Origin of the sequence: Mesorhizobium sp. WSM3864, from assembly GCF_002294955.1 — a bacterium.
Lineage (GTDB): Bacteria > Pseudomonadota > Alphaproteobacteria > Rhizobiales > Rhizobiaceae > Mesorhizobium.
In genome coordinates this window covers 264,682-287,824 of sequence record NZ_NSGD01000006.1, presented here as the reverse complement: position 1 = coordinate 287,824, position 23,143 = coordinate 264,682, and the positions used below count along the sequence as shown (strand labels likewise).

23 protein-coding genes are annotated in these 23,143 nt (G+C 63.5%); 9 read left to right on the top strand and 14 right to left on the bottom strand.

Annotation, left to right across the window (positions count from 1 at the left end):
• Positions 1-168: 168 nt before the first annotated feature.
• The 8 genes from CK215_RS16025 to CK215_RS15990 all read right to left on the bottom strand — a co-directional run bounded on the left by CK215_RS16025 (position 169) and on the right by CK215_RS15990 (position 8,485).
• A complete protein-coding gene (locus tag CK215_RS16025; protein WP_095831522.1) occupies positions 169-747 on the bottom strand; it encodes a hypothetical protein in 579 nt (192 codons plus the stop codon).
• 79 nt (positions 748-826) lie between these two features.
• Complete coding sequence (glyA, locus tag CK215_RS16020) at positions 827-2,140, bottom strand: serine hydroxymethyltransferase (RefSeq protein WP_095831477.1); 1,314 nt, start codon at positions 2,138-2,140, stop codon at positions 827-829.
• A gap of 126 nt (positions 2,141-2,266) precedes the next feature.
• A complete protein-coding gene (locus tag CK215_RS16015) occupies positions 2,267-3,907 on the bottom strand; it encodes a Na+/H+ antiporter (protein WP_095831476.1) in 1,641 nt (546 codons plus the stop codon).
• 139 nt (positions 3,908-4,046) lie between these two features.
• Positions 4,047-5,300: a L,D-transpeptidase family protein gene (locus CK215_RS16010; RefSeq protein ID WP_067000724.1), complete on the bottom strand. Its 1,254-nt coding sequence runs from the start codon at positions 5,298-5,300 to the stop codon at positions 4,047-4,049.
• A gap of 335 nt (positions 5,301-5,635) precedes the next feature.
• Positions 5,636-6,178, bottom strand: a complete 543-nt coding sequence (locus CK215_RS16005; protein ID WP_245418696.1) for a hypothetical protein — start codon at positions 6,176-6,178, stop codon at positions 5,636-5,638.
• 89 nt (positions 6,179-6,267) lie between these two features.
• On the bottom strand, positions 6,268-6,783 hold the full coding sequence (locus tag CK215_RS16000; RefSeq protein ID WP_067001002.1) for a winged helix DNA-binding protein: 516 nt from the start codon (positions 6,781-6,783) through the stop codon (positions 6,268-6,270).
• 239 nt (positions 6,784-7,022) lie between these two features.
• Positions 7,023-7,445 carry a DUF6163 family protein gene (locus CK215_RS15995; protein ID WP_067000719.1) on the bottom strand — a complete coding sequence of 141 codons (423 nt, stop codon included), beginning with the start codon at positions 7,443-7,445 and terminating at the stop codon, positions 7,023-7,025.
• Positions 7,442-8,485 (bottom strand): enoyl-CoA hydratase/isomerase family protein, encoded by a 1,044-nt coding sequence (locus tag CK215_RS15990; protein WP_067330035.1) that lies wholly within the window; start codon positions 8,483-8,485, stop codon positions 7,442-7,444. Before CK215_RS15990 ends, CK215_RS15995 begins: the two co-directional genes overlap by 4 nt.
• A gap of 167 nt (positions 8,486-8,652) precedes the next feature.
• Between CK215_RS15990 and CK215_RS15985 the strand changes: the two genes are divergently transcribed.
• The 3 genes from CK215_RS15985 (at position 8,653) to CK215_RS15975 (ending at position 11,475) form a co-directional block, all read left to right on the top strand.
• Positions 8,653-9,468, top strand: a complete 816-nt coding sequence (locus CK215_RS15985) for a DUF2066 domain-containing protein (protein WP_095828548.1) — start codon at positions 8,653-8,655, stop codon at positions 9,466-9,468.
• A 181-nt stretch (positions 9,469-9,649) separates the two neighbouring features.
• Positions 9,650-10,681, top strand: coding sequence for a porphobilinogen synthase (gene hemB, locus CK215_RS15980; RefSeq protein ID WP_095831475.1), 1,032 nt, complete (start codon positions 9,650-9,652; stop codon positions 10,679-10,681).
• Between the two features lie 146 nt (positions 10,682-10,827).
• The gene (locus CK215_RS15975; RefSeq protein ID WP_095778634.1) at positions 10,828-11,475 is read left to right on the top strand and encodes a dihydrofolate reductase family protein; all 648 of its coding nucleotides are present in this window, start codon (positions 10,828-10,830) and stop codon (positions 11,473-11,475) included.
• A 42-nt stretch (positions 11,476-11,517) separates the two neighbouring features.
• Here the strand turns inward: CK215_RS15975 and ppk2 are convergent, their stop codons facing one another.
• Entirely contained in the window at positions 11,518-12,438 is a 921-nt protein-coding gene (gene ppk2 / locus CK215_RS15970; RefSeq protein WP_095831474.1) for a polyphosphate kinase 2, read from the bottom strand.
• Between the two features lie 264 nt (positions 12,439-12,702).
• Here ppk2 and CK215_RS15965 point away from each other — a divergent pair, with 264 nt between their 5' ends.
• The gene (locus tag CK215_RS15965) at positions 12,703-13,746 is read left to right on the top strand and encodes an aldo/keto reductase (RefSeq protein ID WP_095831473.1); all 1,044 of its coding nucleotides are present in this window, start codon (positions 12,703-12,705) and stop codon (positions 13,744-13,746) included.
• 38 nt (positions 13,747-13,784) lie between these two features.
• On the opposite strand, the gene CK215_RS15960 is transcribed toward CK215_RS15965, so the two are convergent.
• Complete coding sequence (locus CK215_RS15960) at positions 13,785-14,756, bottom strand: glycosyl transferase family 90 (protein ID WP_095831472.1); 972 nt, start codon at positions 14,754-14,756, stop codon at positions 13,785-13,787.
• A 114-nt stretch (positions 14,757-14,870) separates the two neighbouring features.
• Positions 14,871-15,536, bottom strand: coding sequence for a GntR family transcriptional regulator (locus CK215_RS15955; protein WP_095831471.1), 666 nt, complete (start codon positions 15,534-15,536; stop codon positions 14,871-14,873).
• Between the two features lie 119 nt (positions 15,537-15,655).
• Between CK215_RS15955 and CK215_RS15950 the strand changes: the two genes are divergently transcribed.
• Positions 15,656-16,900, top strand: coding sequence for a multidrug efflux MFS transporter (locus CK215_RS15950; protein ID WP_095831470.1), 1,245 nt, complete (start codon positions 15,656-15,658; stop codon positions 16,898-16,900).
• A 30-nt stretch (positions 16,901-16,930) separates the two neighbouring features.
• Positions 16,931-17,305: a DUF423 domain-containing protein gene (locus tag CK215_RS15945; protein ID WP_067000694.1), complete on the top strand. Its 375-nt coding sequence runs from the start codon at positions 16,931-16,933 to the stop codon at positions 17,303-17,305.
• A gap of 238 nt (positions 17,306-17,543) precedes the next feature.
• On the opposite strand, the gene CK215_RS31310 is transcribed toward CK215_RS15945, so the two are convergent.
• Complete coding sequence (locus CK215_RS31310) at positions 17,544-17,687, bottom strand: hypothetical protein (RefSeq protein WP_095831469.1); 144 nt, start codon at positions 17,685-17,687, stop codon at positions 17,544-17,546.
• Positions 17,688-17,860: 173 nt separating this feature from the next.
• On the opposite strand from CK215_RS31310, the gene CK215_RS15930 reads away from it, so the two are divergent.
• Positions 17,861-18,940: a substrate-binding domain-containing protein gene (locus CK215_RS15930; RefSeq protein WP_067000691.1), complete on the top strand. Its 1,080-nt coding sequence runs from the start codon at positions 17,861-17,863 to the stop codon at positions 18,938-18,940.
• A 9-nt stretch (positions 18,941-18,949) separates the two neighbouring features.
• On the opposite strand, the gene opgC is transcribed toward CK215_RS15930, so the two are convergent.
• Positions 18,950-20,122 carry an OpgC domain-containing protein gene (gene opgC / locus CK215_RS15925; RefSeq protein ID WP_095831468.1) on the bottom strand — a complete coding sequence of 391 codons (1,173 nt, stop codon included), beginning with the start codon at positions 20,120-20,122 and terminating at the stop codon, positions 18,950-18,952.
• Positions 20,123-20,325: 203 nt separating this feature from the next.
• On the opposite strand from opgC, the gene CK215_RS15920 reads away from it, so the two are divergent.
• On the top strand, positions 20,326-20,988 hold the full coding sequence (locus tag CK215_RS15920) for an alpha/beta hydrolase (RefSeq protein WP_095778626.1): 663 nt from the start codon (positions 20,326-20,328) through the stop codon (positions 20,986-20,988).
• A gap of 25 nt (positions 20,989-21,013) precedes the next feature.
• On the opposite strand, the gene sthA is transcribed toward CK215_RS15920, so the two are convergent.
• Positions 21,014-22,402, bottom strand: coding sequence for a Si-specific NAD(P)(+) transhydrogenase (sthA, locus tag CK215_RS15915; protein ID WP_067000999.1), 1,389 nt, complete (start codon positions 22,400-22,402; stop codon positions 21,014-21,016).
• A 200-nt stretch (positions 22,403-22,602) separates the two neighbouring features.
• Here sthA and CK215_RS15910 point away from each other — a divergent pair, with 200 nt between their 5' ends.
• Positions 22,603-23,073 (top strand): RDD family protein, encoded by a 471-nt coding sequence (locus CK215_RS15910; protein WP_095831467.1) that lies wholly within the window; start codon positions 22,603-22,605, stop codon positions 23,071-23,073.
• Positions 23,074-23,143: the final 70 nt, after the last annotated feature.

The following is a 23,143-nucleotide window of genomic DNA, read 5'->3' as shown; positions in this document are numbered from 1 at the left end:
CTCTTCGGGGAAGATCATGATTCAAAAACAAAATCTTAGAGCGAGATGGCGATACAAGGAAGCGTCATCTCGCTCTGGTGGGCGAAAGGCTTGGAGCCTTTCATGCCTCAGAGATAGCGAGGTGCGAGAAAGATTGCCAGCGCCCTGCCCCTGTCGTGCCCGGTCTGTTCAGGGCGCGACGTCCTTGGTCGGGAATCCGCAGGACGTGCCGAGGTTGCGGTAGGCCTTGGTGAAGCCGTCCATTGGAATGCTGGCGACGGTCTGCTTGCCAAAAACAACATCGAGCGAGGTGACTTTGCGCATCGCGCGCAGCAGAGCGAGACTTGTCTTCGCCTGGTTGTCGACCGTCCAGTTGGGGCGACCGCCGACGGCATTCGAATAGACTTTCGCGGAAACCTTGATGCCGGGGTCGCCGAAGGTCGCCGCGATGTCCTTGCCGGTCGGCAGGTCCTTGTTGTCGACAGCGATCATGATGGCGGGATAGGCATCCGGCGGCAGCGCGTCGCCGGTCGAGATCGACAGCGTGAGCGTGCCAGCATTGCCGATGCCGTCGACGAAAGCTGCGGAGGCCGCGCAGGTCTTGTGCGCATCCTGCCCGGTGTCGAGCGTGTCGATGATCGTGGTCCATCTGCCGAAGGTGTTTGTGGCCGGTTCTGGCTGCGCCTGCTCCTGCCCGGCCGCGCCGGACACGGCGAAACCGGCCAGCGAGCCGACCAGGGCCAAGGCGGCAAGATGGAAAATGCGCATCATCAAATCTCCAGTTCGCGACGCCGCCCAATCAGGACGGCGCACTGCCGGCGGATAAAAGATGACGCGCGGCTTCCGGTCAACCGAGATAAGGATAGAGCGGGAAGCGATCCGTCAACGCCGTGACTTTGGCCTTGACCGCAGCCTCGACTGCCGCATTGCCCTCGTCGGAATTCGCCGCCTTCAACCCGTCCAGCACCTCGGCGATCAGCTTGCCGATCTCGCGGAACTCGGCCTGGCCGAAGCCGCGCGTGGTGCCGGCCGGCGTGCCGAGACGGACGCCGGAGGTGACGAACGGCTTTTCGGGGTCGAAGGGGATGCCGTTCTTGTTGCAGGTGATGTTGGCGCGGCCGAGAGCCGCCTCGGCGCGCTTGCCGGTGGCGTTCTTCGGGCGCAGGTCGACCAGCATCAGATGGTTGTCGGTGCCGCCCGCAACGATGTCGAGGCCAGTTTCCTGCAGGCTCGAAGCCAGCGCCTTGGCGTTGGCGACGATGCTCTCGGCATAGGCCTTGAAGCTCGGCTTCAGCGCCTCGCCGAGCGCCACCGCCTTGGCTGCGACGACATGCATCAGCGGGCCGCCCTGGAGGCCTGGGAAGACCGCCGAGTTCATCTTCTTGGCGATCTCCTCGTCGTTGCAGAGGATCATGCCGCCGCGCGGCCCGCGCAGCGACTTGTGCGTGGTCGTGGTCACGACATGCGCATAAGGCAGCGGCGACGGATGCATACCGCCGGCGACCAGACCGGCGATATGCGCCATGTCGACCATCAGATAGGCGCCGATCGAATCGGCAATCTCGCGGAAACGCTTCCAGTCCCAGATGCGCGAATAGGCGGTGCCGCCGGCCAGGATCAGCTTCGGCTTCGTCTCATGTGCGGTCTTCTCGATCGCGTCCATGTCGAGCAGGTGATCGTCCTTGCGCACGCCATATGAAACGACCTTGAACCATTTGCCGCTCATGTTGACCGGCGAGCCATGCGTGAGATGGCCGCCGGAGTTCAAATCGAGGCCCATGAATGTGTCGCCGGGCTGCAGAAGCGCCAGGAAGACGGCCTGGTTCATCTGGCTGCCGGAGTTCGGCTGGACATTGGCGAAGTTGCAGCCGAAAAGCTTCTTGGCGCGTTCGATGGCGAGTTCTTCGGCTACGTCGACGAACTGGCAGCCGCCGTAATAGCGCTTGCCCGGATAACCCTCGGCATATTTGTTGGTCATGATCGACCCCTGCGCCTCGAGCACGGCGCGGGACACAATGTTTTCCGAGGCTATCAGTTCGATCTCATGGCGCTGGCGGCCAAGCTCGTTGCGGATGGCGCCGAAAATTTCCGGATCGGCGTCGGCAAGCGTGGTCTCGAAGAAGGATTCGAATTTGTTGGAGGCTGCCGCGGCATTTGACATGGCTTGCTTTCCCTTGGGGCCGGAGGTCTGCGAGGTCGCCGCGCCATTAACACAGTTGTTTGGAGCCCGCCACGTTTGCGGCGCGAAATTTGCTGGCCGGATTGCGCCAAGCAAATCGGCTGAACACTATTTCCGGTCGCGCCGGCTTTTGAGCAGCGCTTCTGTCAAAGTGATCTCGGAAAGCAGCGCCCGCATCGTGTGGTCGTTGATCTGGCGGGTGCGGAACATGGCGCGCACGGCGGCGCGCTCCGCCTCTATGCCGGCGTGCCTGAGCTCAAGCTCCAGCCGCCCGGATTCGCGCGCCTCGGCGCGCGCCTCTTCGGCCTCGTCGGAAGCCGCGATGCGGCGCCGGTAGCCGGCAACGATGCTGTCGGCGACCGCGAGCCGGGCCTCGGCCGCCTCGCCTTCGCCGCCCTCGCTGGCGAGGCGCTCGATCTTGGCGATGGCGGCCTCGGCGGCGCCCACACGCGCCCGCCGCTCCTCGGCCGCACCCGGATCCTCGCCTGGCTCGACCAGCCCGCGGGCGATCCTCGGCAAAGCAAGGCTGGCGATGACCAGCGAGCAGATGATGACGCCGGCGGCGAGGAAGATCAGCACGTCTCGCGCTGGAAAGGGCGAGCCATCCTGCAGCGCGAGCGGCAGCGACAGGATGCCGGCAAGCGTGATCGCGCCGCGCACACCGGCCACCGATCCGGCAAGCCTGACGCGGAAACCAAAGGGCTCTGCCTTGCGCTTGCCGAGCCGCGCGGCGATCATCGACGCCATGTCGCCGATCCAGATCCAGAGGAAGCGCAGGCCGATCACGCAGAGCGTCAGAATGAGCACGGTCAGCACCGGCTCGAACAGCCAGTGCCGGCTGGTGAGCTCAGGCGGGACCCTGCGGATGATGTCAGGAAGCTGCAGGCCGAGCAGGATGAAGAGAGCACCGTTGAAGACGAAGGTCAGCGTCGACCATAGCGACATCGCCTGGATCCGCGCCGAGACCGAGAGATGGCGGAAAATGCCGGAGGTGCCCGTAACCAGGCCGGCGGTGACCGCGGCCAGGATGCCCGAAGCGCCGACATGCTCGGCAATCAGATAGGCGACGAAGGGCAGCAGAACCATCACCAGCACCTGCGCCCCCGCCGGCGTGCCGCCGATGCGGCCAAGCACCTGCAGCGCCTTGGCGGCGACGAACAACGCCGCAATGCCCGCGAGGATGCCGGCCGCCACGGCGTAAAGAAAGCTCAACGAGGCGGCGGCGAACGAAAAGCTGCCGGTCAGCGCCGCCCCAACGGCAAAGCGGAACATGACCAGGCCGGAGGCATCATTGAGCAGGGATTCGCCTTCCAATATGTGCATCAGCCGAGCCGGAACGACATTGCGGTCGACAATCGAAGACACGGCAACGGCATCGGTCGGTGACAGCACGGCGGCCAAAGCGAACGCAACCGCCAGCGGGATGCTTGGCACCAGCCAGTGCAGAGCATACCCGAAGCCGACGATGGTGAAGAAGACAAGTCCGACGGCGAGATCGAGGATCGGCCGGCGCAGCTCGATCAGCTCCCGTTTCGGCGCCGCGAAGGCATCGCCGAACAGAAGCGGCGGAATGAACACCAGCAGAAAGAGTTCCGGATCGATCTCGACATGCAGGCCCTTGGCCGGCCAGGCAAGCGCGGCGCCGATCGCAATCTGCAGCACGGGGAGCGGCACCCGCACCAGCCGCACGAGAGCGCCGGAAAGCGCCACGAAAGCAAGCACGACGAGAATGAAGACGGCGACGTCCATGATGCTATTCCAGCTGCTCGCGCTTTAAGTCTCATTTTTCGACGCATGTCGCTCTGCCAAAACCGCTGCGCACTGTTTGGCGACATGCAAACAAAAAAGCCGCTCCAAGAGCGGCCTTTTCGTGATTTATATCAATCGGTTACAGCGCAGAAGTAATCTGCAGCTCGCTGTTGCCGTCGAGGCCGTAAATGTCGTCGCGGAACTGCACGACGCCGGGTCCGGTCGACCATGCCGACAGATACAGGAAGTGGACCGGCACCGGGTTGACCACCTGAACCGGCGTATTCTCGCCAGTCTTGATCGCCGCCTCGAAATGCTGGCGATCCCAGCCGGGCGTATCACGCAGGATCCAGGTGACGAGGTCGCGCACATTCTGGACGCGCACGCAGCCGGAAGAGTCGAAGCGCATCAGCTTGCCGAACAGGCTCTGCTGCGGCGTGTCGTGCATGTAGACGCCGTCCGGGCTCGGGAAGTTGATCTTGACCGAGGCCATGGCGTTGCCGGCGCCGGGATCCTGGCGGAAGCGGTACTTGGCGGCATCGTCCGTCGACCAGTCGACGGTCATCGGATCGACCTCGCTTCCGTCAGGCGCGAACAGCCGGATGTGGCTGTCCTTGAGGTAGTTCGGGTCCTTCCGCATCAGCGGAATGATGTCCTTGCGCACGATCGAAACCGGCGCGTTCCAGTAAGGATTGACGATGATCTCGTTGATCTTGGAATTCACGATCGGCGTCTGGCGGTCGATCTTGCCGACGATCGCGGTGTGGCGCAGCACGACGCGGTCGTTCTCGACGGCTTCCACCTGCGCGGCCGGAATATCGACCAGCACATAGCGGTCGCCGAGCGTGCCCGCCTTCTCGCGCAGCCGCTGCAGATTGGTCTGCAACTGGCCAAGCCGGATCGGCGCCGGCACGTTCATCGCCGAATAGGTGTATTTGCCCATGGAGCCGTCGGCCGGCAGGCCGTGACGGAGCTGGAAGCGCTTGACCGCCGAGTCGACATAGGAATCGAACGCCGTCGAAATGCCGGCGCTCTGCGACAGGTCGCCCGAGACCATCAGCCGCTTGCGCAGCGGCACGACATCCGGATCGTCGACGCCGAGCTGCAATTTCTTAGTTGCCGGAACCTGCTCCCAGCCGCCCTGGCCGACAATGCCCTGGTACTGCGCCACCGCCTGCTCGGTGAAGGCTACGGTCTGCAGGCTGAAGATCGGCAGCGTCGAGGCAACCTTGCCGGTCTCGCTTGCACGGGCGTCGAACTGGTCGTCCCAATTGCCGCGGGTCGAGGATTTCAGAATGTCGCCGATCACATCCTGCGCGCTGGCATGGCCGGCGACGACGGCGGCGGCGAGCGCAGAGGCTCCGGTCAGGAAGAAACGGCGGCTGGTTCTCATGGATGTTCCAGACATTTTAGCTATATCTAATCTCGCTCAGTTCGCTCTACTGGCGGGTTGCCCGCACTCTAGGGTCGGCAATCTTAACAATTAGCCAACCATGACTTGCGTCAGCAGGGCGTGAAAACGTAGGACCACGACACCTGCTCCAGGAAGCGCAGGGCCTCGGCCCGCAGCATCACCCGCATTCTCGCTTTCACTGCGATTATGGCGGCAACGTGACCTTGGCCCGCGATTTGCATCCAGCAAGATGATCAAAAAATGGGACCGAGGCATTTTGGCATCGCCGATAGCGGCGGGTTCACCAGATGCCCGCCGTCATCCTCGGTTTGCCCCTATTTCACCCGGTTCGGGCAGAGGGCTTTGAACTGCTCCAGCGTGTAGTCGTAGCCCGAGGCCCCCGAGCCATCGAGCACCACGTTCTCGTCGGTGTCGGTGATCTGATAATCCGTCTCGCTTCCGGCGGGGCTGCGCCCCTGGAACAGCATGTTGGCGCCGTAAAAGGTGGTGAATTTTCCGCTCTTGCAGTCCGCTGTGATCTCCAGATGCAAGGGCGTTTTCATTTCCTTAGCGATGCAATCCTCGGTCACCTTACCGACATAGTCGCGGCAGTATCCGATGGCGTTCTGCCTCGTATGTTTGGTCAGGATGCTGGCATGCGAGGTGTTGATGCCGGATTTCTTGACGACCGTAACCTCCATTCCGGCCTTGGAGCCATAACCGAGGGTCCGGGCAGCGGCCGGTGAAACAAGGATCACAGCGCAAATCGCAAAGCAGGATATGACGCATGAGGCCTCCCCTTGACTGCAGAGCTTCCACACGCGCTGCTCGGCGGTCAAGCGCTCGCCCTGCTGCCGCCCCGCTTTCGCAAAAGACAAGAACCGGCACCTGTCGGCACCGGCCCTAATTGTTTTCTCCGGCCGCGCTTCTTCGCCGCGGCTTCGATCGTCTCAGATTTCGAATCCGCTTACATCCGGTAAGCGATCGTGTCGTTCCAGAAGCGATCCAGACGCTGGAGCGCACGGTTCATCTGCTTGAACTCGTCGGTGTTGATGCCGCCCACGGCCTCGATCGAGCCGACATGGCGCTCGTAGAGGCCGGCGACGACCTCGGCCACCTCGTTGCCCTTCGGCGTCAGCGAGACGCGGACCGAGCGGCGGTCGATGCGCGAGCGCTGGTGGTTGATGAAGCCGAGGTCGACCAGCTTCTTCAGATTGTAGGAGACGTTCGAGCCGAGATAATAACCGCGCGAGCGCAGCTCGCCGGCGGTCAGCTCCGAATTGCCGATATTGAAGAGCAGCAGCGCCTGGATGGCGTTGATGTCGGAGCGGCCGTTGCGGTCGAACTCGTCCTTGATCACGTCAAGCAGACGGCGATGCAGACGCTCCACCAGCTGCAGCGATTCCATGTACAGCGAACGGATCGCCTCGCGGCGATCGTCGGAAACGTTGGCGGTCTTCGCCGCCGGACGCGAATTGATCATTGTCTTTGCCTCTCGTTTGTCGCCCGGTGATTTTTTGTTCTTCACCTTGATCGCGACACTATCGAATACTCATAAAATTCGACTTAAACGCCAGGGCTAACAAGAGCTTACCGGTAAGAGGTTTCGAAAGAGGCTTAACGAACGGTCATACGAGCAAGAACAATTAACCTAAAGATTTAGCCAAGGGTTTTGGGGCAGTCGCCGACCCCGTATCTAGGTTCCTTACGCCGCCCGGCAAGCTATTGCCTGAGCTGGCGCTTCTGCAGCCAGATGACCACGCGGAAGACGATGTAGAGCAGCGCCACGCAGGCATGTGAGACGACGATCAGGATCCGGTGGCCGAAGAGATTGGGAAAACCGGCATACATGACGGTCTCGGTCGCCGCGCAGATGAACCAGATCACTGGCCCCCAGGAGGCAAGCATCCAAAGGCCCGCGGCGGCGAAAGGAAAGAAAACGGCAAGCGTGGCCGCGGCCACCTGCCAGTGCACCGGCATCAGATCGAAGCGCCAGAGCTCGCCCGGATAGATGCCGATCAGCCGGACCCAGTAGAGGACACCGAACAGCAGGCAGTAGCCGGCAATGACCCGCTGGAACCAGGCGAAGATGATCTCGGTGGTCGAGGGCTGCAGCACCACGCGCCTGGAGGTGACCTCGCTCACAGCTCCAGCTCCCCGGCCCCGAGCGGCGCGAAATACGCGTCGACATCGGCCGCGCTCACCGCATCGAGGCTGGCGGGCCGCCATTCCGGCTTCGAACCCTTGTCGATGATGGCGGCGCGGATGCCTTCATAAAAGTCGTGGCCGGCCAGCATGCGGTTGAGGATGCGGAACTCCATCTTCATGCACTCGTCCATCGACAGCGTCGACCCGGCGCTGATCTCGCGCCAGGCGACGTTGAGGCTGGTCGGCGAACGCGTCCTGATCGTCGCCAGCGTCTTGGCGGCGAAAGCGTCGGTGGCGGATGCTCGTTCCAGGCTGGCGACGATAGCGGCGAGCGAGGGTTGCGAAAAATGGCGGGCGATCGATTCCAGATCCTGCCGCTCGGTCTCGCGTCTTGCGGGTGTGAAGAAATCGCGCAACTCCGCGTTCGCGTCGCCGCTTGTGGCCAGCTCGTCAAGCAGCCCCGCCTGGTCCTCGGCCTTGATCGTGTGGGTGGCGAGGCCCGACCACAGTGCATCACCATAGCGGATGCGGTTTCCTGTCAGCCCCAGATACATGCCGAAGCTGCCGCCGAGATCGGGCAGCAAATGGCTGGCGCCAACATCGGGGAAGAAGCCGATGCCGACTTCCGGCATGGCGAATTGCGCGTTCTCGGTCAGCACGCGGTGCGAGCCGTGGAAGGAAATGCCGACCCCGCCGCCCATGACGATGCCGTCGATCAGCGCGACATAGGGTTTCCTGAAGCGGGCGATGCGGGCATTGAGACGATACTCGTCGGCGAAGAAGTCGACCGGCGGCTTGCCGGCGCGGCCCGCCTCGTAAATGTGCAGAATATCGCCACCGGCGGAAAATGCCCTGCCCTCAGCCTTGACGACGACGACGGCGACGCCGGCATCGCCCTCCCAGGCGTCAAGCGCCTTGCCAAGCGCCTTGACCATGCGATGGGTGACGGCATTGAGCGCCTGCGGCCGCGTCAGTGTGACGACGCCCGCCTTGCCTAGACGCTCGAAGCGAATCTCGTCGCCTCCGCCAAAATCCATCGCCAGAGAATCCTCCTCTCCGCCCTTCCAGAGGGATTGAAGTGCTAAAGGCGGCATAGGGATGCGTCAATGGCGGCAACGCCGCGCTGGCGGCCAGCCGCTTCCGGTGTTAGGTAACCGGCAAAGTGTCGCGCGTAGGCGGCGCGACAGATTTCGAGCTAATCGACATGGCTGGGGTTTCTCGTCTCGTTGCTGGATTGGCAGGTCTCCTCTTTCTGGGAGTTGCGCCGGCCGCCGCCGAGGCAGCCTCCGAACTCTACCTGGCGCAGACGATCGTCACCGGCACCGGCGAGCCTAATCGCGAGATCGGCTTCAGGGATTGCCTGGACAAGGTGCTGGTCAAGGTTTCAGGCGATCAGCGGCTGACGCAGAAGCCGGAGATGCTGGCGCTGCGCAATAAGGCGGCTGACTTCGTCCAATCCTTCCGCTACCGCGACCGGCTGGAAGGCGTTCCGATCCATGACGAGCAAGGCACGCATGACCGGCCGCACGACCTCACCTGCCTCTACAAGCCCACAGTGGTCGACAAGCTCCTGGCGCAGCTCGGCAGCAGGCCATGGCAGGGCGAGCGGCCGCTGATTGCCGTCTTCATAACGGCCGAGCAAGGGGCGCAACATTTCGTGCTGACGGCCGACGAGGATCGCGGCGAGTCAATGCGCGAATCCTTTGCCAATGCCACGGCGCCGCTCTCGGTGCATGTCAGCTTTCCAGAGGCTAACCAGCTCGCCGGCCTCGACGACAAGGCGCTGCGCACTGCCGATATGGCAAAGCTCGACCAGCTCGCCCGGCAGGCGGGTGCCGACCGGGCGCTCGCCGGCAGCATCGTGTGGAACGACAAGGAATTGGGCTGGATCGCCGACTGGCGGCTGGCCGAACACGGCAAGACCTATCAATGGCAGGTGCGTGGCGTCAGCTTCGACGAGGCTTTTCGCGTGGCTGTGAAGGGCGCGGCACAGATTCTGTCGGGGAATGGACAGCCGTAAACGTCGGCGCTGCCGCTCATCCGCCTGCCGGCACCTTCTCCCCGTCAAGGGAGAAGGGAAGTGCTCCAGCGCCGGCGATCGCCTCTCCCCGTTCTTCACGGAAGCAACTGGCACAATCGTGTCGCATTGGTCAGCGGCAGGGGCGCATGGTAAAAGCCGGGACGACAACAGAGTTCTGGCGATGAACAAGTTTACCCCCGCAAAGCCTGCCGGCGCCCGCAGCGTCGACGAGATCACAGGCAGCCGCAGGCTGCGGCGCATGCGCAAGGCCGACTGGTCGCGCCGGCTGGTGCAGGAAAACCAGCTCTCGGTGAACGATCTGATCTGGCCGATCTTCGTCGTCGAGGGTAAAAATGTGCGCGAGCCGATCGCCGCCATGCCGGACGTCTACCGCCTGTCGGTCGACCTCGCGGTGAAGGAAGCGGAGCGCGCCGCCAAGCTCGGCATCCCGGCGATCGCGACTTTTCCCAACATCGAGCTTTCGCTGCGCGACCAGACGGGCTCGCATATCCTCGATCCCGACAATGTCATCAACCGGGCCACCCGCGCCATCAAGGATGCGGTGCCGGAGATCGGCATCATCACCGACGCGGCGCTCGATCCGTTCACCAGCCATGGCCATGACGGCATCCTGCGCGACGGCATCATCGTCAACGACGAAACCGTCGAGCAGGTCACGGCCGCGGCCGTCATCCAGGCAGCCGCCGGGGCGGACATCATCGCGCCGTCCGACATGATGGACGGCCGCATCGGCGCGATCCGCGACGCGCTGGACGCCAACGGCTTCCAGGACGTGGCGATCATGTCCTATGCGACGAAATTCGCCTCGGCCTTCTACGGCCCCTATCGCGAGGCAGTCGGCACCGCCGGCCTGCTCAAGGGCGACAAGAAGACCTATTATATCGACCACGCGAATTCCGATGAAGCCGTGCGCGAGGCCGAGCAGGATCTGGCCGAAGGCGCCGACATGCTGATGGTGAAGCCGGGGCTGCCCTATCTCGACATCATCCGGCGGCTGAAGGACGAGTTCCAGATGCCGACCTTCGCCTACCAGGTGTCGGGCGAATATTCGATGATCAAGGCGGCCAGCGCCAATGGCTGGATCGACGGCGAAAAGGCGATGGTGGAATCGCTTCTCGCCCTCAAGCGAGCCGGCTGCGACGGCGTCCTCACCTATTTCGCGCCGACTGTTGCGGAGATGCTGAGGGGCTAGGCCCAGGCGCAATTTTAAATTCTCGCCGCGTCACCTGGGCGCCGCCCGACGAGGTGATCGCTCGCCGGAAAATTCCGCTTGCATAATGCAATCAGTTAAGCTACTCCATGACTGCTTGCAAAATGCAACTAGTTCACGAGGCGATCATGTCAAAGCTGCGCGTCAACGCTTTTACCCTGTCGCTGGACGGCTACGGCGCCGGCCCCGATCAGACTCTCGAAAGCCCGCTCGGCGTCGGCGGCGAAGGACTGCATAAATGGATGATCGGCACCCGCACCTTTCGTGAGATGGTGATCGGCAAAGACGGCGGGACCAAGGGCATCGACGACAGCTTCGCCGTGCGCAGTTTCGAGAATGTCGGCGCCTGGATCCTCGGCCGCAACATGTTCGGGCCGGTCCGCGGCGAATGGCCGGACGAGAGCTGGAAAGGCTGGTGGGGTGACAACCCGCCCTATCACGTGCCGGTCTTCGTGCTCACCCATCACAAGCGGGCGCCGATCTTAATGGAAGGCGGCACGACGTTTTACTTCGTCACCGGCGGCATCCATTCGGCGCTCGAACAGGCAAAGGCGGCCGCCAAGGACAAGGATGTGCGGGTCGGCGGCGGCGTTGCCACGATCCGGCAATATCTGAAGGAAAGCCTGATCGACGAGATGCATCTCGCGATCTCGCCAATCCTGCTCGGCTCCGGCGAGCATCTTTTCGCTGGACTGGACATGCCGAAGCTCGGCTACCGCTGCACCAGCCAGGTCGCGACCGCCGACGCGACGCATGTGATGATCGGGCGGGCGTAAGCTCGGCTCCCCCTTCTCCCCCTGTGGGAGATGGGGAAGTGCTCAATACTTTTCCGGCACATAAAGCTCGCGCGGCAGCACCTGCCGCTCGTAGGACGGGTTGAAGACACGCTCCGGCAGCGTGATCTCCTCATGCGGCACGTCTTCGTAAGGCATTTGCTGCAGCAGGTGATCGATGCAGTTCAGTCGGGCCCGCTTCTTGTCGTTGCCTTCGACAATGAACCACGGCGCTTCCTTGATGTTAGTACGGGCGAAGGTCTCTTCCTTGGCCTTGGTGTATTGTTCCCAGCGCACGCGCGACTGCAGGTCCATCGGCGACAGCTTCCACTGCTTCATCGGATCGTGGATGCGCATCAAAAAGCGCATCTGCTGCTCCTCGTCGGTAATCGAGAACCAGTATTTCACCAGCGTGATGCCGGAGCGCACCAGCATGCGTTCGAATTCCGGCACGTCGCGGAAAAACTCTTCGACCTGATCCGCATTGGCAAAGCCCATCACCCGCTCGACGCCCGATCGGTTGTACCAGGAGCGGTCGAACAGCACGATCTCGCCGCCCGCCGGCAGATGCGGCACGTAGCGCTGGAAATACCATTGCGATCTTTCACGCTCGGTCGGCGCCGGCAGCGCGACGACGCGGCAGATGCGCGGATTGAGGCGCTGGGTGATGCGCTTGATGACGCCGCCCTTGCCGGCCGAGTCGCGTCCCTCGAAGATCACCACCAGCTTCTTCTTGTGGTAAAAAACCCAGGACTGCAGCTTGATGAGCTCCGACTGCAGCCGCAGCAGCTCGCGGAAATAGGTAATTCGCTCGATGGAGGGCGGATGCGACTTCTTGTAGATCCTGGCGATCTCGAGCGAGAGCGCGGGTTCGGAAATCTCCAGCTCGTAGTCCTCGTCGAGCGTGTCCTCGAGTTCGGCTTCCAGCCAGTCCTTGGCTCCGGAATTCGTCTTGACCTCGTTCATTGCGCAGCTCCTGCCTGTCAGCCACTTTCGCCTCGGATGCGCTCCGGCCGCGGCCGGAAGCACAACTCCGTAAGCCGACTGAGATACAGACGCGCAATGACGGTTTTATTGCGAGCAGGAGCCGGCAACGCTGGACCAGCCGATATGTGATCGGCCCGTATCGATGGCGGGGCGACAAGCCGCCCGAATTGTCCTACAAATACTTCGCCTCTTCCCGGCGCCCGCGACGGCGCGCCTCTTCAAAACAAATCGCAAGGACCTGACATGGAATACCGCACGCTTGGCCGTTCCGGCCTGAAGGTTTCGACTTTGACCCTTGGCACAATGACCTTCGGCGGGACGGGCCCGTTCGCCGCGGTCGGCAATTCGGATCTTTCGCAGGCGAGCCGCATCATCGATACCTGCATCGATGCCGGCATCAATCTCATTGACACCGCCAACGTGTATTCGAACGGCCTGTCGGAGGAGATCGTCGGCGAGGCGCTCGGCGGCAAGCGCAAGAACGATGTGCTCATCGCCTCCAAGGCGCGCATGCGGATCGGAAACGGCCCCAACGACGAAGGCCTGTCGCGCCATCACCTGATTCGGGAATGCGAGAGGAGCCTGAAGCGGCTCAAGACCGACGTGATCGACATCTATTTCCTGCATGAGTGGGATGGGGTCACGCCGCTGGAGGAAACGATCGCTGCGCTCGACACTTTGGTCAGCCAGGGCAAGATCCGTTATGTCGGCTGTTCCAATTATTCGGGCTGGCAGGTGATGAAGGCGCTCTCGATCAGCGACAGCCATCATCAGCCGCGCTTCGTCACGCAGCAGATCCACTACACGCTGGAAGCGCGCGAGGCGGAGTACGAGTTGCTGCCGATCTCGGTCGACCAGGGTCTTGGCGTGCTGGTGTGGAGCCCGCTGGCCGGCGGCCTGCTGTCGGGCAAATACCGCCGCGACAGCCCGACGGCCCGCCAGCTTGGCGGCTGGTCCGAACCGCCGATCCGCGACGAGGACAGGTTGTGGCGGATCGTCGACGTTCTGGTCGAAATCGGCAAGGCGCGCGGCGTTTCGGCGGCACAGGTGGCGCTTGCCTGGCTGCTCGGCCGCCCGGCCGTTTCTTCGCTGGTGATCGGCGCCCGCAACGAAGCCCAGCTCAAGGACAACCTCGCCGCGGCCAGCCTGACGCTGTCCCTGGACGAGCGCCTGCGCCTCGACGACGTCAGCCGGCCGCCGGTGCTTTATCCCTACTGGCACCAGCAGCTCACCGCCAAGAACCGGTTCGGCCCCGCCGACCTGGTGCTCGACCGCAGCGATATCTGAGAATTCGCGCCGTGCTCCGCGCCCGAAAGGCGCGGAGGTCAGCCGGCGATAAAACGCCAGACTTCCGGGTCGGGTTCGACCTGGCCGCTGAGCACGAAATATTTGTAGAGGACGAGCAGCGATACCGCCCGCTCGTCCTTTTCGTTGCTGAACCGGCGGCAATAGGCGTTGGCCGCCGTTATGATGCGTTGGGCTTCCGCCGGGTGCTTTTCGAAATAGGCGATCTTGTCGGCGACGTCCGAAAAATCCGACGCCAGAGGCACGTAGTGGACATCGGCCTCGAGCTCAGCCTCGGCGAACCAGGTTTCGTAGGTCGGCGGCGGCATCAGGCAGAGCGAATTCGAGCTCATGATCCACTTGAGGTTCGTCGCCACGTCATTGCCTTCGAGCGAGACGATGTAGCGGAACTGCCGCTGCTGCGCGATCGTGAGATACGGCTTGCGATAGTTCTCCGGGGCGCTAGGCTTGGGCGAGCCGGCATCGCAAGACGGCAGGTCGCGCACGGCATCGACGAACCGTTTGCGGATCGGATTGTTGAAATGACCGCGCCAGACCGCCATCGGGCGCTTGTCGGCGAAGGACAGATTGTCCTTTGGCATGTTGAAATGGCGGAACTTGTCGAGCTTCATGATCACGGCGTTGCCGTTGTCGTTGCGGATCGGGCGATCCTTGACGATTGATGGCACCGCCGGAACGTCGACGACGTCGCCGAACTCGAGATCGATGAGCAGGTGGCGATCGAAGTAGCGGGCGAACTCCTTCAGGTCGTAATAGTACATACTCCCGAACTTGGGTATTTGACTGGCCGGCACGGCCGCCGCGCTCGGCACGAAGCTATGGTCGAGCCGGTTGTAGTAGTTGACCCGATCACGGACCGTTTTGCTGGAGAGCCTCGCCTGGTCCAGCCGGCGCGCAAGCCGCTGGCGAAAGAGAGCCTGCGGCGCCACATCGCGCGTGATGTTGCGTATGAAATAAAATACCCGCGCTGCGGTGCGTAAGGGCGAGGCCATGCGTCCGTCGTTTAAAGATGTCCGTCGCCTCCTACAGCATTGTGCCGAACATCTTGCAAGCCCGCCCAAGCTGACGAACTTGTTGAAGTTCTAATATTCGACGATGGCCGAGGATCAGGCAGCGACGACGGCAAAGCCCCTGGCGCGCAGGCCGCGCCGGTCGTCATGCAGCGAAGTCACCAGGCGGTAGCGGCTGCCGGCGATGTGCGCCGAGAGCAGCCGTGCCGCCTTTTCGGCGTCACCCTTTCGCACGGCAGCCAGGATGGCGTGGTGCTCGGCCCAGGCGCGGCCAAGCGCCGCCTCGTCGCGCACTTCCAGCCAACGCGCGCGGGAGAGCCTGGTCATTGCATCGCGGACTCCCCTAAGCAGGAATTCATTGCCGGAAAGCCTGGCCAGCTCGATGTGAAAATCCAGACCAACGCGGTGCCATTCCTCGCGCGGCGGACCGGCGTCGCAGGAATCGAGCATCGCCGCGATCACCTCGATCCCGCTGCGATCTTCCAGCGACGCCGTCAACCGCACCGCCGCCACCTCGACCGCCTCGCGGTAGACGGCGATCTGGCCGAGCTCGGCGAGATTGATCGGCGCCACCGTCCAGCCGCGGCCGTCACGAGCGATCAGCCCTTCGGTCTCGAGGCGCAGCAGCGCCGCCCTGACCGGGGTGCGGGAGGCGCCGAAGCGGCTTTCGATCCAACGCTCGGTCAGCCGCTCGCCCGGGCCGATCTCGAGCCCGAGGATCATTTCGCGAAGCTGCCTTTCGACATTCTGCATTTGCGACATTTGTCGTTCCGCTCTTCGGCGCCGCATTGACAGCGGCGGGGTTGAGGTTCATGACGGATACCGATCTGGTATCCCAAAATGGTATCCGGAACAATCCCGGACAACCAAGTAGGCATGACATGGCAGAAAACAGCACCCAGAGCGGCTACAATATCCATTGGCGACGCAATCTCGCCGTCTGCTTCGCCGGCTCGTTCAGCACGCTGATTGCCATGACGCTGCTGTTGCCGTTCCTGCCGCTTTATGTCGAACAGCTGGGTGCCAAAGGGCACGCGGCAATCGTGCAATGGTCAGGAGTTGCTTACGGTGCCACCTTCTTTGCCGCGGCGCTGGTCGCCCCTCTGTGGGGGCGGCTCGGCGACCGTTACGGCCGCAAGCTGATGCTGGTGCGCGCCTCGTTCGGCATGGCGATCTGCATGTCGCTGACCGGTATGGTCGAAAGCGTCTGGCAATTGGTGTTGCTGAGGCTCCTGATCGGCTTTGCCGGCGGCTACTCCTCGGGATCGACGATATTGGTGGCGATGCAGACGCCAAAGGAGCGCTCCGGCTGGGCGCTCGGCGTGCTGTCGGCCGGCATCACGGCCGGCTCGCTGGTCGGACCGCTGCTTGGTGGCATGCTGCCGCCGCTGATCGGCATCCGCGCCACCTTCCTGTTGTCGGGCGCTGTCATCTTTCTCGCTTTCCTGGCCACGACTTTCCTGATCAAGGAAAACCCGCCGGCTCCCAAACCTGTCTCGTCGGCAAAGCCGAAGAGCGGCTGGGCACAGATTCCCGACAAGCGCCCGGTCGTCGCGATGCTGACGACCGGCATGCTGCTCGCCCTTGCAACCATGTCGATCGAGCCGATCATCACGGTCTATGTGCAGCAGCTCGTCGCGGACCAGAGCAAGGTGACGATGGTTGCGGGCGTGGTGATGTCGGCGGCCGCACTTGGAACCATCCTGTCCTCGTCGTGGCTGGGCAAGCTTGCCGATCGGGTCGGCCACTGGAACGTGGTCGTCGGCGCGCTCGCGATTTCTGCGCTGCTGCTTGTCCCGCAAGCTTTCGTCACCGACGGCTGGCAGCTGATCGGGTTGCGCTTCCTGATGGGGCTGGCGCTGGGCGGCCTCCTGCCCTGCATCACCAGCGTCATCCGTCACAACATCCCCGACGGCGTCGGCGGCAATGTGCTCGGACTATCGATCTCGGCGCAGTATGTCGGCCAGGTCGCGGGACCGCTCGCCGGAGGCTTCGTCGGCGGCCATTTCGGCATGCGGGCGGTGTTCTTGGGCACATCGGTGCTGATGGCGCTGGGGGCGGTCTATAACTGGATTGTCCAGACGCGGCGCGCACGGCATATGCTGCTCGAAGCCGGCGAATCCTGAGCCGCGCGCGATCGAAGACGGAGCATCGAAATGAGTCTTGCCGGGCAACCATCAGACGGCGGCAGCCGCATCCTCGTGCTGGCAGGCGGTCTCGTCGGCGCGGCAGGGGTGGCGCTGTCGGCGGCGGCCGCGCATCGCGGCGGCGCCTTCACCGGCACGGCCGCATCCTTCCTGCTGATGCATGCGCCGGTCTTCCTCGCCATCGGTCTTATCGGCGGCAGCCGGTATCTCAGGATCGCAAGCCTGGCGCTCCTTGTCGGCCTGCTGCTGTTCTCGGGCGATCTTCTCGCCCGGGATTTCCTCGGTTCGCGACTGTTTCCGATGTCGGCGCCGATCGGCGGCACGCTGCTTATCGTCGGCTGGCTGGCGATTGCGGTCTCGGCGCTGTGGCGCCCAGGGTCCTAGATCCGCCTTGCCATTGCTGAGGCTCGTCGGAAAATGGGCCGCGACTACCGCCCTCCCCGACGCAGGCGCCGCTGGCGCGACGCCGGCTCCGCCGCGCGCCGGCGTTCCGGCCGGTCGGTTGCCGGCGAGATGCCCCAATAGTTGCGAAGATGTCCTCGAAAAGATGGCTGATGGGATGCATGGCTTGGTTCCTTCAATTGAATCGATCCAACCGATCGACGCGAAAAAGACTGGCTGCTCAGGCGCGCTTGCGCTCCACGATGAAGCGGGGCTGACGCTTCCACGGGCCTGTCTTGCCGCGGCGCCGCTCACTCTGCGCGGCCGAAGCAATGCCCCAATCGTTGCGGTAGACGTCCTCGAACAAAAAGTTGACCGGATGCATGGCACCCTCCTTCTCGTATCTTGCTTCATGTCAGGTGACTTGGATCGATTCAGTCATAAGCCCTGCACCGCCGAAGTCAAGGAGAAATTTGAATCGATCCAACAAAAATGGTAAGTGGACCGTCGGACATTCCGCGTCCATGTTCGACATGCGACCGGATTCGGAGAACAGACATGGCATCACTCATCGAAGGCCAGGCACGCCCCATCCGGCTGGCGGATATTGCCAAGGCGGCGGGCGTCTCGCATGGGACGGCCTCCAATGTCTTCAGTCGCCCGGAGGTCGTGCGCGCCGAGGTGCGCGAGCGGGTCAGGGCGGTGGCGGAGGCGATGGGTTACGCCGGGCCTGATCCGAAAGGCCGCCTGCTGCGCGCCGGCAAGGTCAATGCCATCGGCGTCGGCACGACCGAGCCCCTTTCCTACTTCTTCGAGGATCCCTTCGCGCGCGTCATGATGGCCGGCATTTCCGAGGCCTGCGACGCCACCGGCGCCGGCATCGCATTGGTTTCGGCGGCCAACCAGGAGAAGCTCGCCTGGAACATCCAGAGCGCGCTTGTCGACGGTTTCATCCTGTTCTGCATCGAAGGCGGCTCGCGTCTCGTCGAGCTGACGCGCGAACGCAGGCTGCCCTTCGTGGCGTTGGAGCTCGGCTTTCACGACGAGACGATCTCGGCCATCGGCGTCGACAATATCGCTGGCGGACGGCTCGCCGCGCGGCATCTTGCCGAACTCGGGCATCGCCGTTTCGCCGTGCTGTCGCTTACTCTCGGCGATGACCGCACCGGCTTCGTCACGCCCGAAATGGTCCGCTCGGCCGTCTACACGGGAACGCGCGATCGTCTGGCCGGCTATTTCGAGGAACTGTCCGGCTTCGGTGTCGACACGAAGAGCATCCCGGTCTTCGAGACCGAGAACGAGCAAAGGAGCACCTGGGCCGGGCTCGAAGCGATCTTTGCCGGCGGCGAGCGGCCGACCGCTATCCTGGCAATGTCGGACAGGATGGCCATGATCGCCATCGACTGGCTGACTGCGCGCGGTCTGAAAGTGCCGGAAGACGTTTCCGTTGTCGGCTTCGACGGCGTGCCCGACGGCGCGCTCTGCGACCCGCCGCTGACCACGATCGCGCAGCCGATCACCGAGATCGGCCGGCGGGCTGCGCGCATGATCCTCGACTATGACGGCGCGGTGCGGCGCGAAACGATGGGCGTTGAGCTCGTCGTCAGGGCCTCAACGGGCCCTGCTCCCATATCCTAGAACCACATCTCAATATCCGCCGACCCGCGCCGGCATGGGCGGCACAGGGAACCCGGTGCGCGCCGGCTCCGCACGCGCCGGCTTGATGCGGGTCGGGCCGAGACCGGCGAGCCATTCGAGATAGAGCGCCAGCGCGAACTGCATGGCGATGCCGGCAGCGATCAGCAGCGTGTCATAGGCGAGGCCGCCCGGATTGATCAGCTTGAGCACCTGAGCGGCCATGGCGATCAGCGTTCCGGCAACGAAAACGGGCAGCGAGCGCTTGCCGAGGATCGCCAGCGGATTGTCGCGCTTGGCGCGAAAAAGGTTCGATAAGGCCGGCAGGGCGACTACCAGATAGCTGACGGCCAAGATATGCAGCAGCCGCGGCAGCGACAGGAAGGTCTTGTCGAAGCCGCCGATCACCACCGGCAGATTGAACCAGGTGATCTGCCCCCAGAGTGGGCTGTGCACCCAGATCGCCGCGCCCACCACATAGACGCCGGCGAAACCCAGCAGCCACCGGTTTACGGGGATGGTGCCGCCGCGCTTGATATGCAGCATGGCGGCAAGGCCGATGTTGAACAGAAACTGCCAGGACAGCGGGTTCAAGAACCAGAGACCCGGCTCGGGATAATTCGGCGGAGCGATCTGCCAGATGCCGGCGACCAGCCACAGCAGCCCGGACACGGTCAGTGCCGCCACGGGCCTGTAGCTGACGAACAGAACGAAGGCCGGCGCCGCCAGAAGCAGCGCCGCATAGACCGGCAGGATGTTGTTGTAGCCGAGCTGATGGCCGAGGGTGACGATGCCGAAAAGCACCTCCGGCGTGTCCTTCATCAGCGGCTCGATGTTGATCATCTCCAACAGCTCCGGGCGGTGGGCGAACACGGCCGTGGCGGAAAACAGGGCGATCACCAGCATGGTGATGACGATGTGGGTGACGTAGAGCACGCCGGCGCGCCGCCACATCTTGAGGGTCGCCAGCAGCCTGCCCCCCGGCTTGAACTTGGTGCCATAGGCGAGCGCCACCGAGATGCCGGAGATCAAAACGAAGGCCTCTGCCGCATCGGAAAAGCCGAGGTTCTTGTAGGTCAGGTTTTCGAAGACGGTACCCGGCACGTGGTCGACGAAAATGGTGAGCAAGGCGAGCGCGCGCAGCACATCGATACGCGTATCGCGTTGAGAAACGGGGATGGTCATCGACAAAAGGCCTCAGAGCTGGTGTTTCATGTCCAGCAATGCGACCCCCGACGCACCGCTTCGATTCCTCCCGTTCGGGAGTGTATCGGCGCAGAAACGGCCCGAAATGCGCCGGGTTCAATCAACTTTCGCGGAGCTTGAAAACATTCCGTTTTGAAGCCGGCAAATCAGCGAAATCACCGTAGAATCAAAAGGATCTGATCATGTCCGAACATGACAGCAAAAACAGCGAGCTGCAGCGTGATCTGCCCTTTTCCTATCGTCTGATCAGACCGGAAAATGCGAGCGGCGAATGCCTTTTCGTGCTGCATGGATCGGGCGTGGACGAAGCGACACTTTTGCCGCTGGCGAGGCGGATCGCGCCGCGCGCGGTGGTTGTCGCAGCACGCGGCCGCATCCGCCAGGAGGACGGTTTTCGCTGGTTCGAGCGAATCACGCCGACCAGCTTCGAGCAGTCGAGCATCCGCGCGGAGACGGCCGCTTTCGCCCAATTCGCGGTGGAAGCCGCACGGCACCACGAGCTTGATCTCACTCGCGCGACCTTCCTGGGTTACTCAAACGGCGCCAATCTGGTTTCCACGCTGATGCTGCTTCACCCGGGCCTCGTCAGGCAGGCGGCGCTGCTCAGGGCCATGCCGGTGCTCGACGATGCGCCGGCGACCGATCTTGCCGCAACGCGAGTGCTGATCATCGCCGGCGCGGCCGACCAGACCTACGGCCCGTTCGCGCCAGCCTTGGTGACGCTCTTCAGCCAGCGCCGTGCCGAGGTCGATGCGCGCATCGTCGCCTCCGGCCACGAGTTCGGCGCCGCGGATGCCGCGATCGCCCGGCAGTGGCTTGCCGCGACCTCGACGCCGGCCGCCTGACGAGAGATAGACGCTGCTGCCGAGGCTAGCCCTGCCCCATCCGGTTCCAGGCATCCAGCCCGGCGATCTTGTAGGCTTCGGCCAGCGTCGGATAGTTGAAGGTGTTGTTGACGAAGAAGTCGACCGTGCCGCCGAGATTGATCACCGCCTGGCCGATATGGATGAGCTCGGTCGCGCCCTCGCCGACGATATGGGCGCCGAGCAGGCGGCGCGTGTCGACCGAGAACAGGAGCTTCAGGAAACCTGAGTTGACGCCCATGATGTGGCCGCGCGAGGTTTCCCGGAAGCGCGCCACGCCGACCTCATAGGCGATCCCGCTCTCGCGCACCTGCTCCTCCGATTGGCCGACGGTGGAGATTTCCGGCACGGCGTAGATCCCGTAAGGGAAGGTTTCCGGCGGCGGTGGCAGCGCCACGCCGAAGGCATGGCAGGCAGCCACCCTGCCCTGCTCCATCGAGGTCGAGGCCAGACTCGGAAACCCGATGACGTCGCCGGTGGCATAGATATTGGGCGCGCTGGTCTGAAATGTCTGGGGATCGACCTTGATGCGGCCGCGGCTGTCGGCCTCGATGCCGACCACGTCGAGCCCGAGGCTGCCAAGATTGCCGCTGCGGCCGGCAGCGTAAAGCACGATTTCGGAGCGAATGGTACGGCCATCGGCAAGCGTCACTTCGGCATGATCGGGCTTGGAGGCGATTTCCTTCACCGTGCTGCCGAGGCGAATGGTCATGCCGCGGTCGCGCATCTGATGGATGAAGTCGTCGACGATTTCGCGATCGACGAAATCGAGGATGGTGTTGCGCGGCTCGACCAGCGTCACCGGCACGTCGAGCGCCGAAAAGATGGTCGCGTATTCGACGCCGATGACGCCGGCGCCGATGACGGTCAGCGTGCGCGGCAACCGGTCGAGTTCCAGCATCTCGTCGCTGTCGAAGACGCGCGTCTTGTCGAACGGCACGTCGCGCGGGCGGTGCGGCCTGGTGCCGACGGCGATCAGCGCATTGGCGAAACCGATCTCGCTGTAGTCGCCATTGTCGGTGGTCAGGCTGACCTTGTTGGCGCCGATGAACTTGGCCGTGGCCCGCGCGCTTTTGACCGCGTTGCGCATGAACTGATGCTGTAGCACCTCGACTTCGTGATCGAGCGTCTTGCGCAGGCGCTCGACGAGGTCGCTGACCGAAATATCCTGCTTGACCCGATAGCCGCGCCCGTAGAAGCCGCGCTCGCGCCAGCCGGAGAGATTGAGCACGGTTTCGCGCAGCGTCTTGGATGGAATGGTGCCGGTGTGCACGGAGACGCCGCCGAGACGCCGGCCCCTATCGACGACCAAAACCGACTTGCCGAGCTTGGCCGACTGCACCGCGGCGCGGCGCCCGGAGGGGCCGCTGCCGATGACCAACATGTCGTAGTCCATATTCCACATCCCCTCGGCGTCTTTTTGCGCCGCCGCAGGCTAACGCGATCCGCGCCATGAATTCAATCGCCGCAGTGCCGCTCGCCACAGCCTGCCGCGCGGGCGTCACGAGCAGTCCATCTTGATTCCGCCACCGGCTTTCACCATTTCAGTGGCGAATGGCCGAGACTCATTTCTGGTCTGTTGCGAGGGCATGACACATGAACACGCGCGTGCTGGACGGCGAGATTATCACCACAAGGCTCGAGGATACACGCGCCTACCGCGGCGTGCGCACCAGGCGCGTCTTCGCCTTCATCCTCGACTATTTCTTCGTGGCGCTGCTCACCATCCCCTTCGCCATATTGGTCGCCCTACTCGGGCTTTTGACCTTCGGCCTGGGCTGGGCGCTGTTCTCCGTCCTGCTTCCGGCGGTTGCCATCCTCTATATCTGGAACACGCTGGGCAGCCGCGACCAGGCCACAACCGGCATGAAGATCATGGGCATCCGGCTTGAGAGGCTCGACGGCACGCGCATCGACGGCCTGACCGCCGTCGTGCATTCGATGCTGTTCTGGGCCGGCAACGTCATCCTGACGCCGCTGGTGCTGCTGGTCACGCTGTTTTCCGATCGCAAGCGCACGCTGCACGACCTGCTTCTCGGCACCGTCGTCACCCGCACCGATAGCTGACGATATGTGCGGCCGCCCTCGCCGCGCCGGTTGTGCTAGATTATGAACAGCTTGGGCCGGCCGAGACAGC

Excerpts from the sequence above, each read along its gene's own strand:
- CK215_RS16025 (WP_095831522.1), bottom strand. The coding sequence starts at position 747 with ATGCGCATTTTCCATCTTGCCGCCTTGGCCCTGGTCGGCTCGCTGGCC.
- glyA (WP_095831477.1), bottom strand. The coding sequence starts at position 2,140 with ATGTCAAATGCCGCGGCAGCCTCCAACAAATTCGAATCCTTCTTCGAG.
- CK215_RS16015 (WP_095831476.1), bottom strand. The coding sequence starts at position 3,907 with ATGGACGTCGCCGTCTTCATTCTCGTCGTGCTTGCTTTCGTGGCGCTT.
- CK215_RS16010 (WP_067000724.1), bottom strand. The coding sequence starts at position 5,300 with ATGAGAACCAGCCGCCGTTTCTTCCTGACCGGAGCCTCTGCGCTCGCC.
- CK215_RS16000 (WP_067001002.1), bottom strand. The coding sequence starts at position 6,783 with ATGATCAATTCGCGTCCGGCGGCGAAGACCGCCAACGTTTCCGACGAT.
- CK215_RS15990 (WP_067330035.1), bottom strand. The coding sequence starts at position 8,485 with ATGGATTTTGGCGGAGGCGACGAGATTCGCTTCGAGCGTCTAGGCAAG.
- CK215_RS15985 (WP_095828548.1), top strand. The coding sequence starts at position 8,653 with ATGGCTGGGGTTTCTCGTCTCGTTGCTGGATTGGCAGGTCTCCTCTTT.
- hemB (WP_095831475.1), top strand. The coding sequence starts at position 9,650 with ATGAACAAGTTTACCCCCGCAAAGCCTGCCGGCGCCCGCAGCGTCGAC.
- CK215_RS15975 (WP_095778634.1), top strand. The coding sequence starts at position 10,828 with ATGTCAAAGCTGCGCGTCAACGCTTTTACCCTGTCGCTGGACGGCTAC.
- ppk2 (WP_095831474.1), bottom strand. The coding sequence starts at position 12,438 with ATGAACGAGGTCAAGACGAATTCCGGAGCCAAGGACTGGCTGGAAGCC.
- CK215_RS15965 (WP_095831473.1), top strand. The coding sequence starts at position 12,703 with ATGGAATACCGCACGCTTGGCCGTTCCGGCCTGAAGGTTTCGACTTTG.
- CK215_RS15960 (WP_095831472.1), bottom strand. The coding sequence starts at position 14,756 with ATGGCCTCGCCCTTACGCACCGCAGCGCGGGTATTTTATTTCATACGC.
- CK215_RS15955 (WP_095831471.1), bottom strand. The coding sequence starts at position 15,536 with ATGTCGCAAATGCAGAATGTCGAAAGGCAGCTTCGCGAAATGATCCTC.
- CK215_RS15950 (WP_095831470.1), top strand. The coding sequence starts at position 15,656 with ATGGCAGAAAACAGCACCCAGAGCGGCTACAATATCCATTGGCGACGC.
- CK215_RS15945 (WP_067000694.1), top strand. The coding sequence starts at position 16,931 with ATGAGTCTTGCCGGGCAACCATCAGACGGCGGCAGCCGCATCCTCGTG.
- CK215_RS31310 (WP_095831469.1), bottom strand. The coding sequence starts at position 17,687 with ATGCATCCGGTCAACTTTTTGTTCGAGGACGTCTACCGCAACGATTGG.
- CK215_RS15930 (WP_067000691.1), top strand. The coding sequence starts at position 17,861 with ATGGCATCACTCATCGAAGGCCAGGCACGCCCCATCCGGCTGGCGGAT.
- opgC (WP_095831468.1), bottom strand. The coding sequence starts at position 20,122 with ATGACCATCCCCGTTTCTCAACGCGATACGCGTATCGATGTGCTGCGC.
- CK215_RS15920 (WP_095778626.1), top strand. The coding sequence starts at position 20,326 with ATGTCCGAACATGACAGCAAAAACAGCGAGCTGCAGCGTGATCTGCCC.
- sthA (WP_067000999.1), bottom strand. The coding sequence starts at position 22,402 with ATGGACTACGACATGTTGGTCATCGGCAGCGGCCCCTCCGGGCGCCGC.
- CK215_RS15910 (WP_095831467.1), top strand. The coding sequence starts at position 22,603 with ATGAACACGCGCGTGCTGGACGGCGAGATTATCACCACAAGGCTCGAG.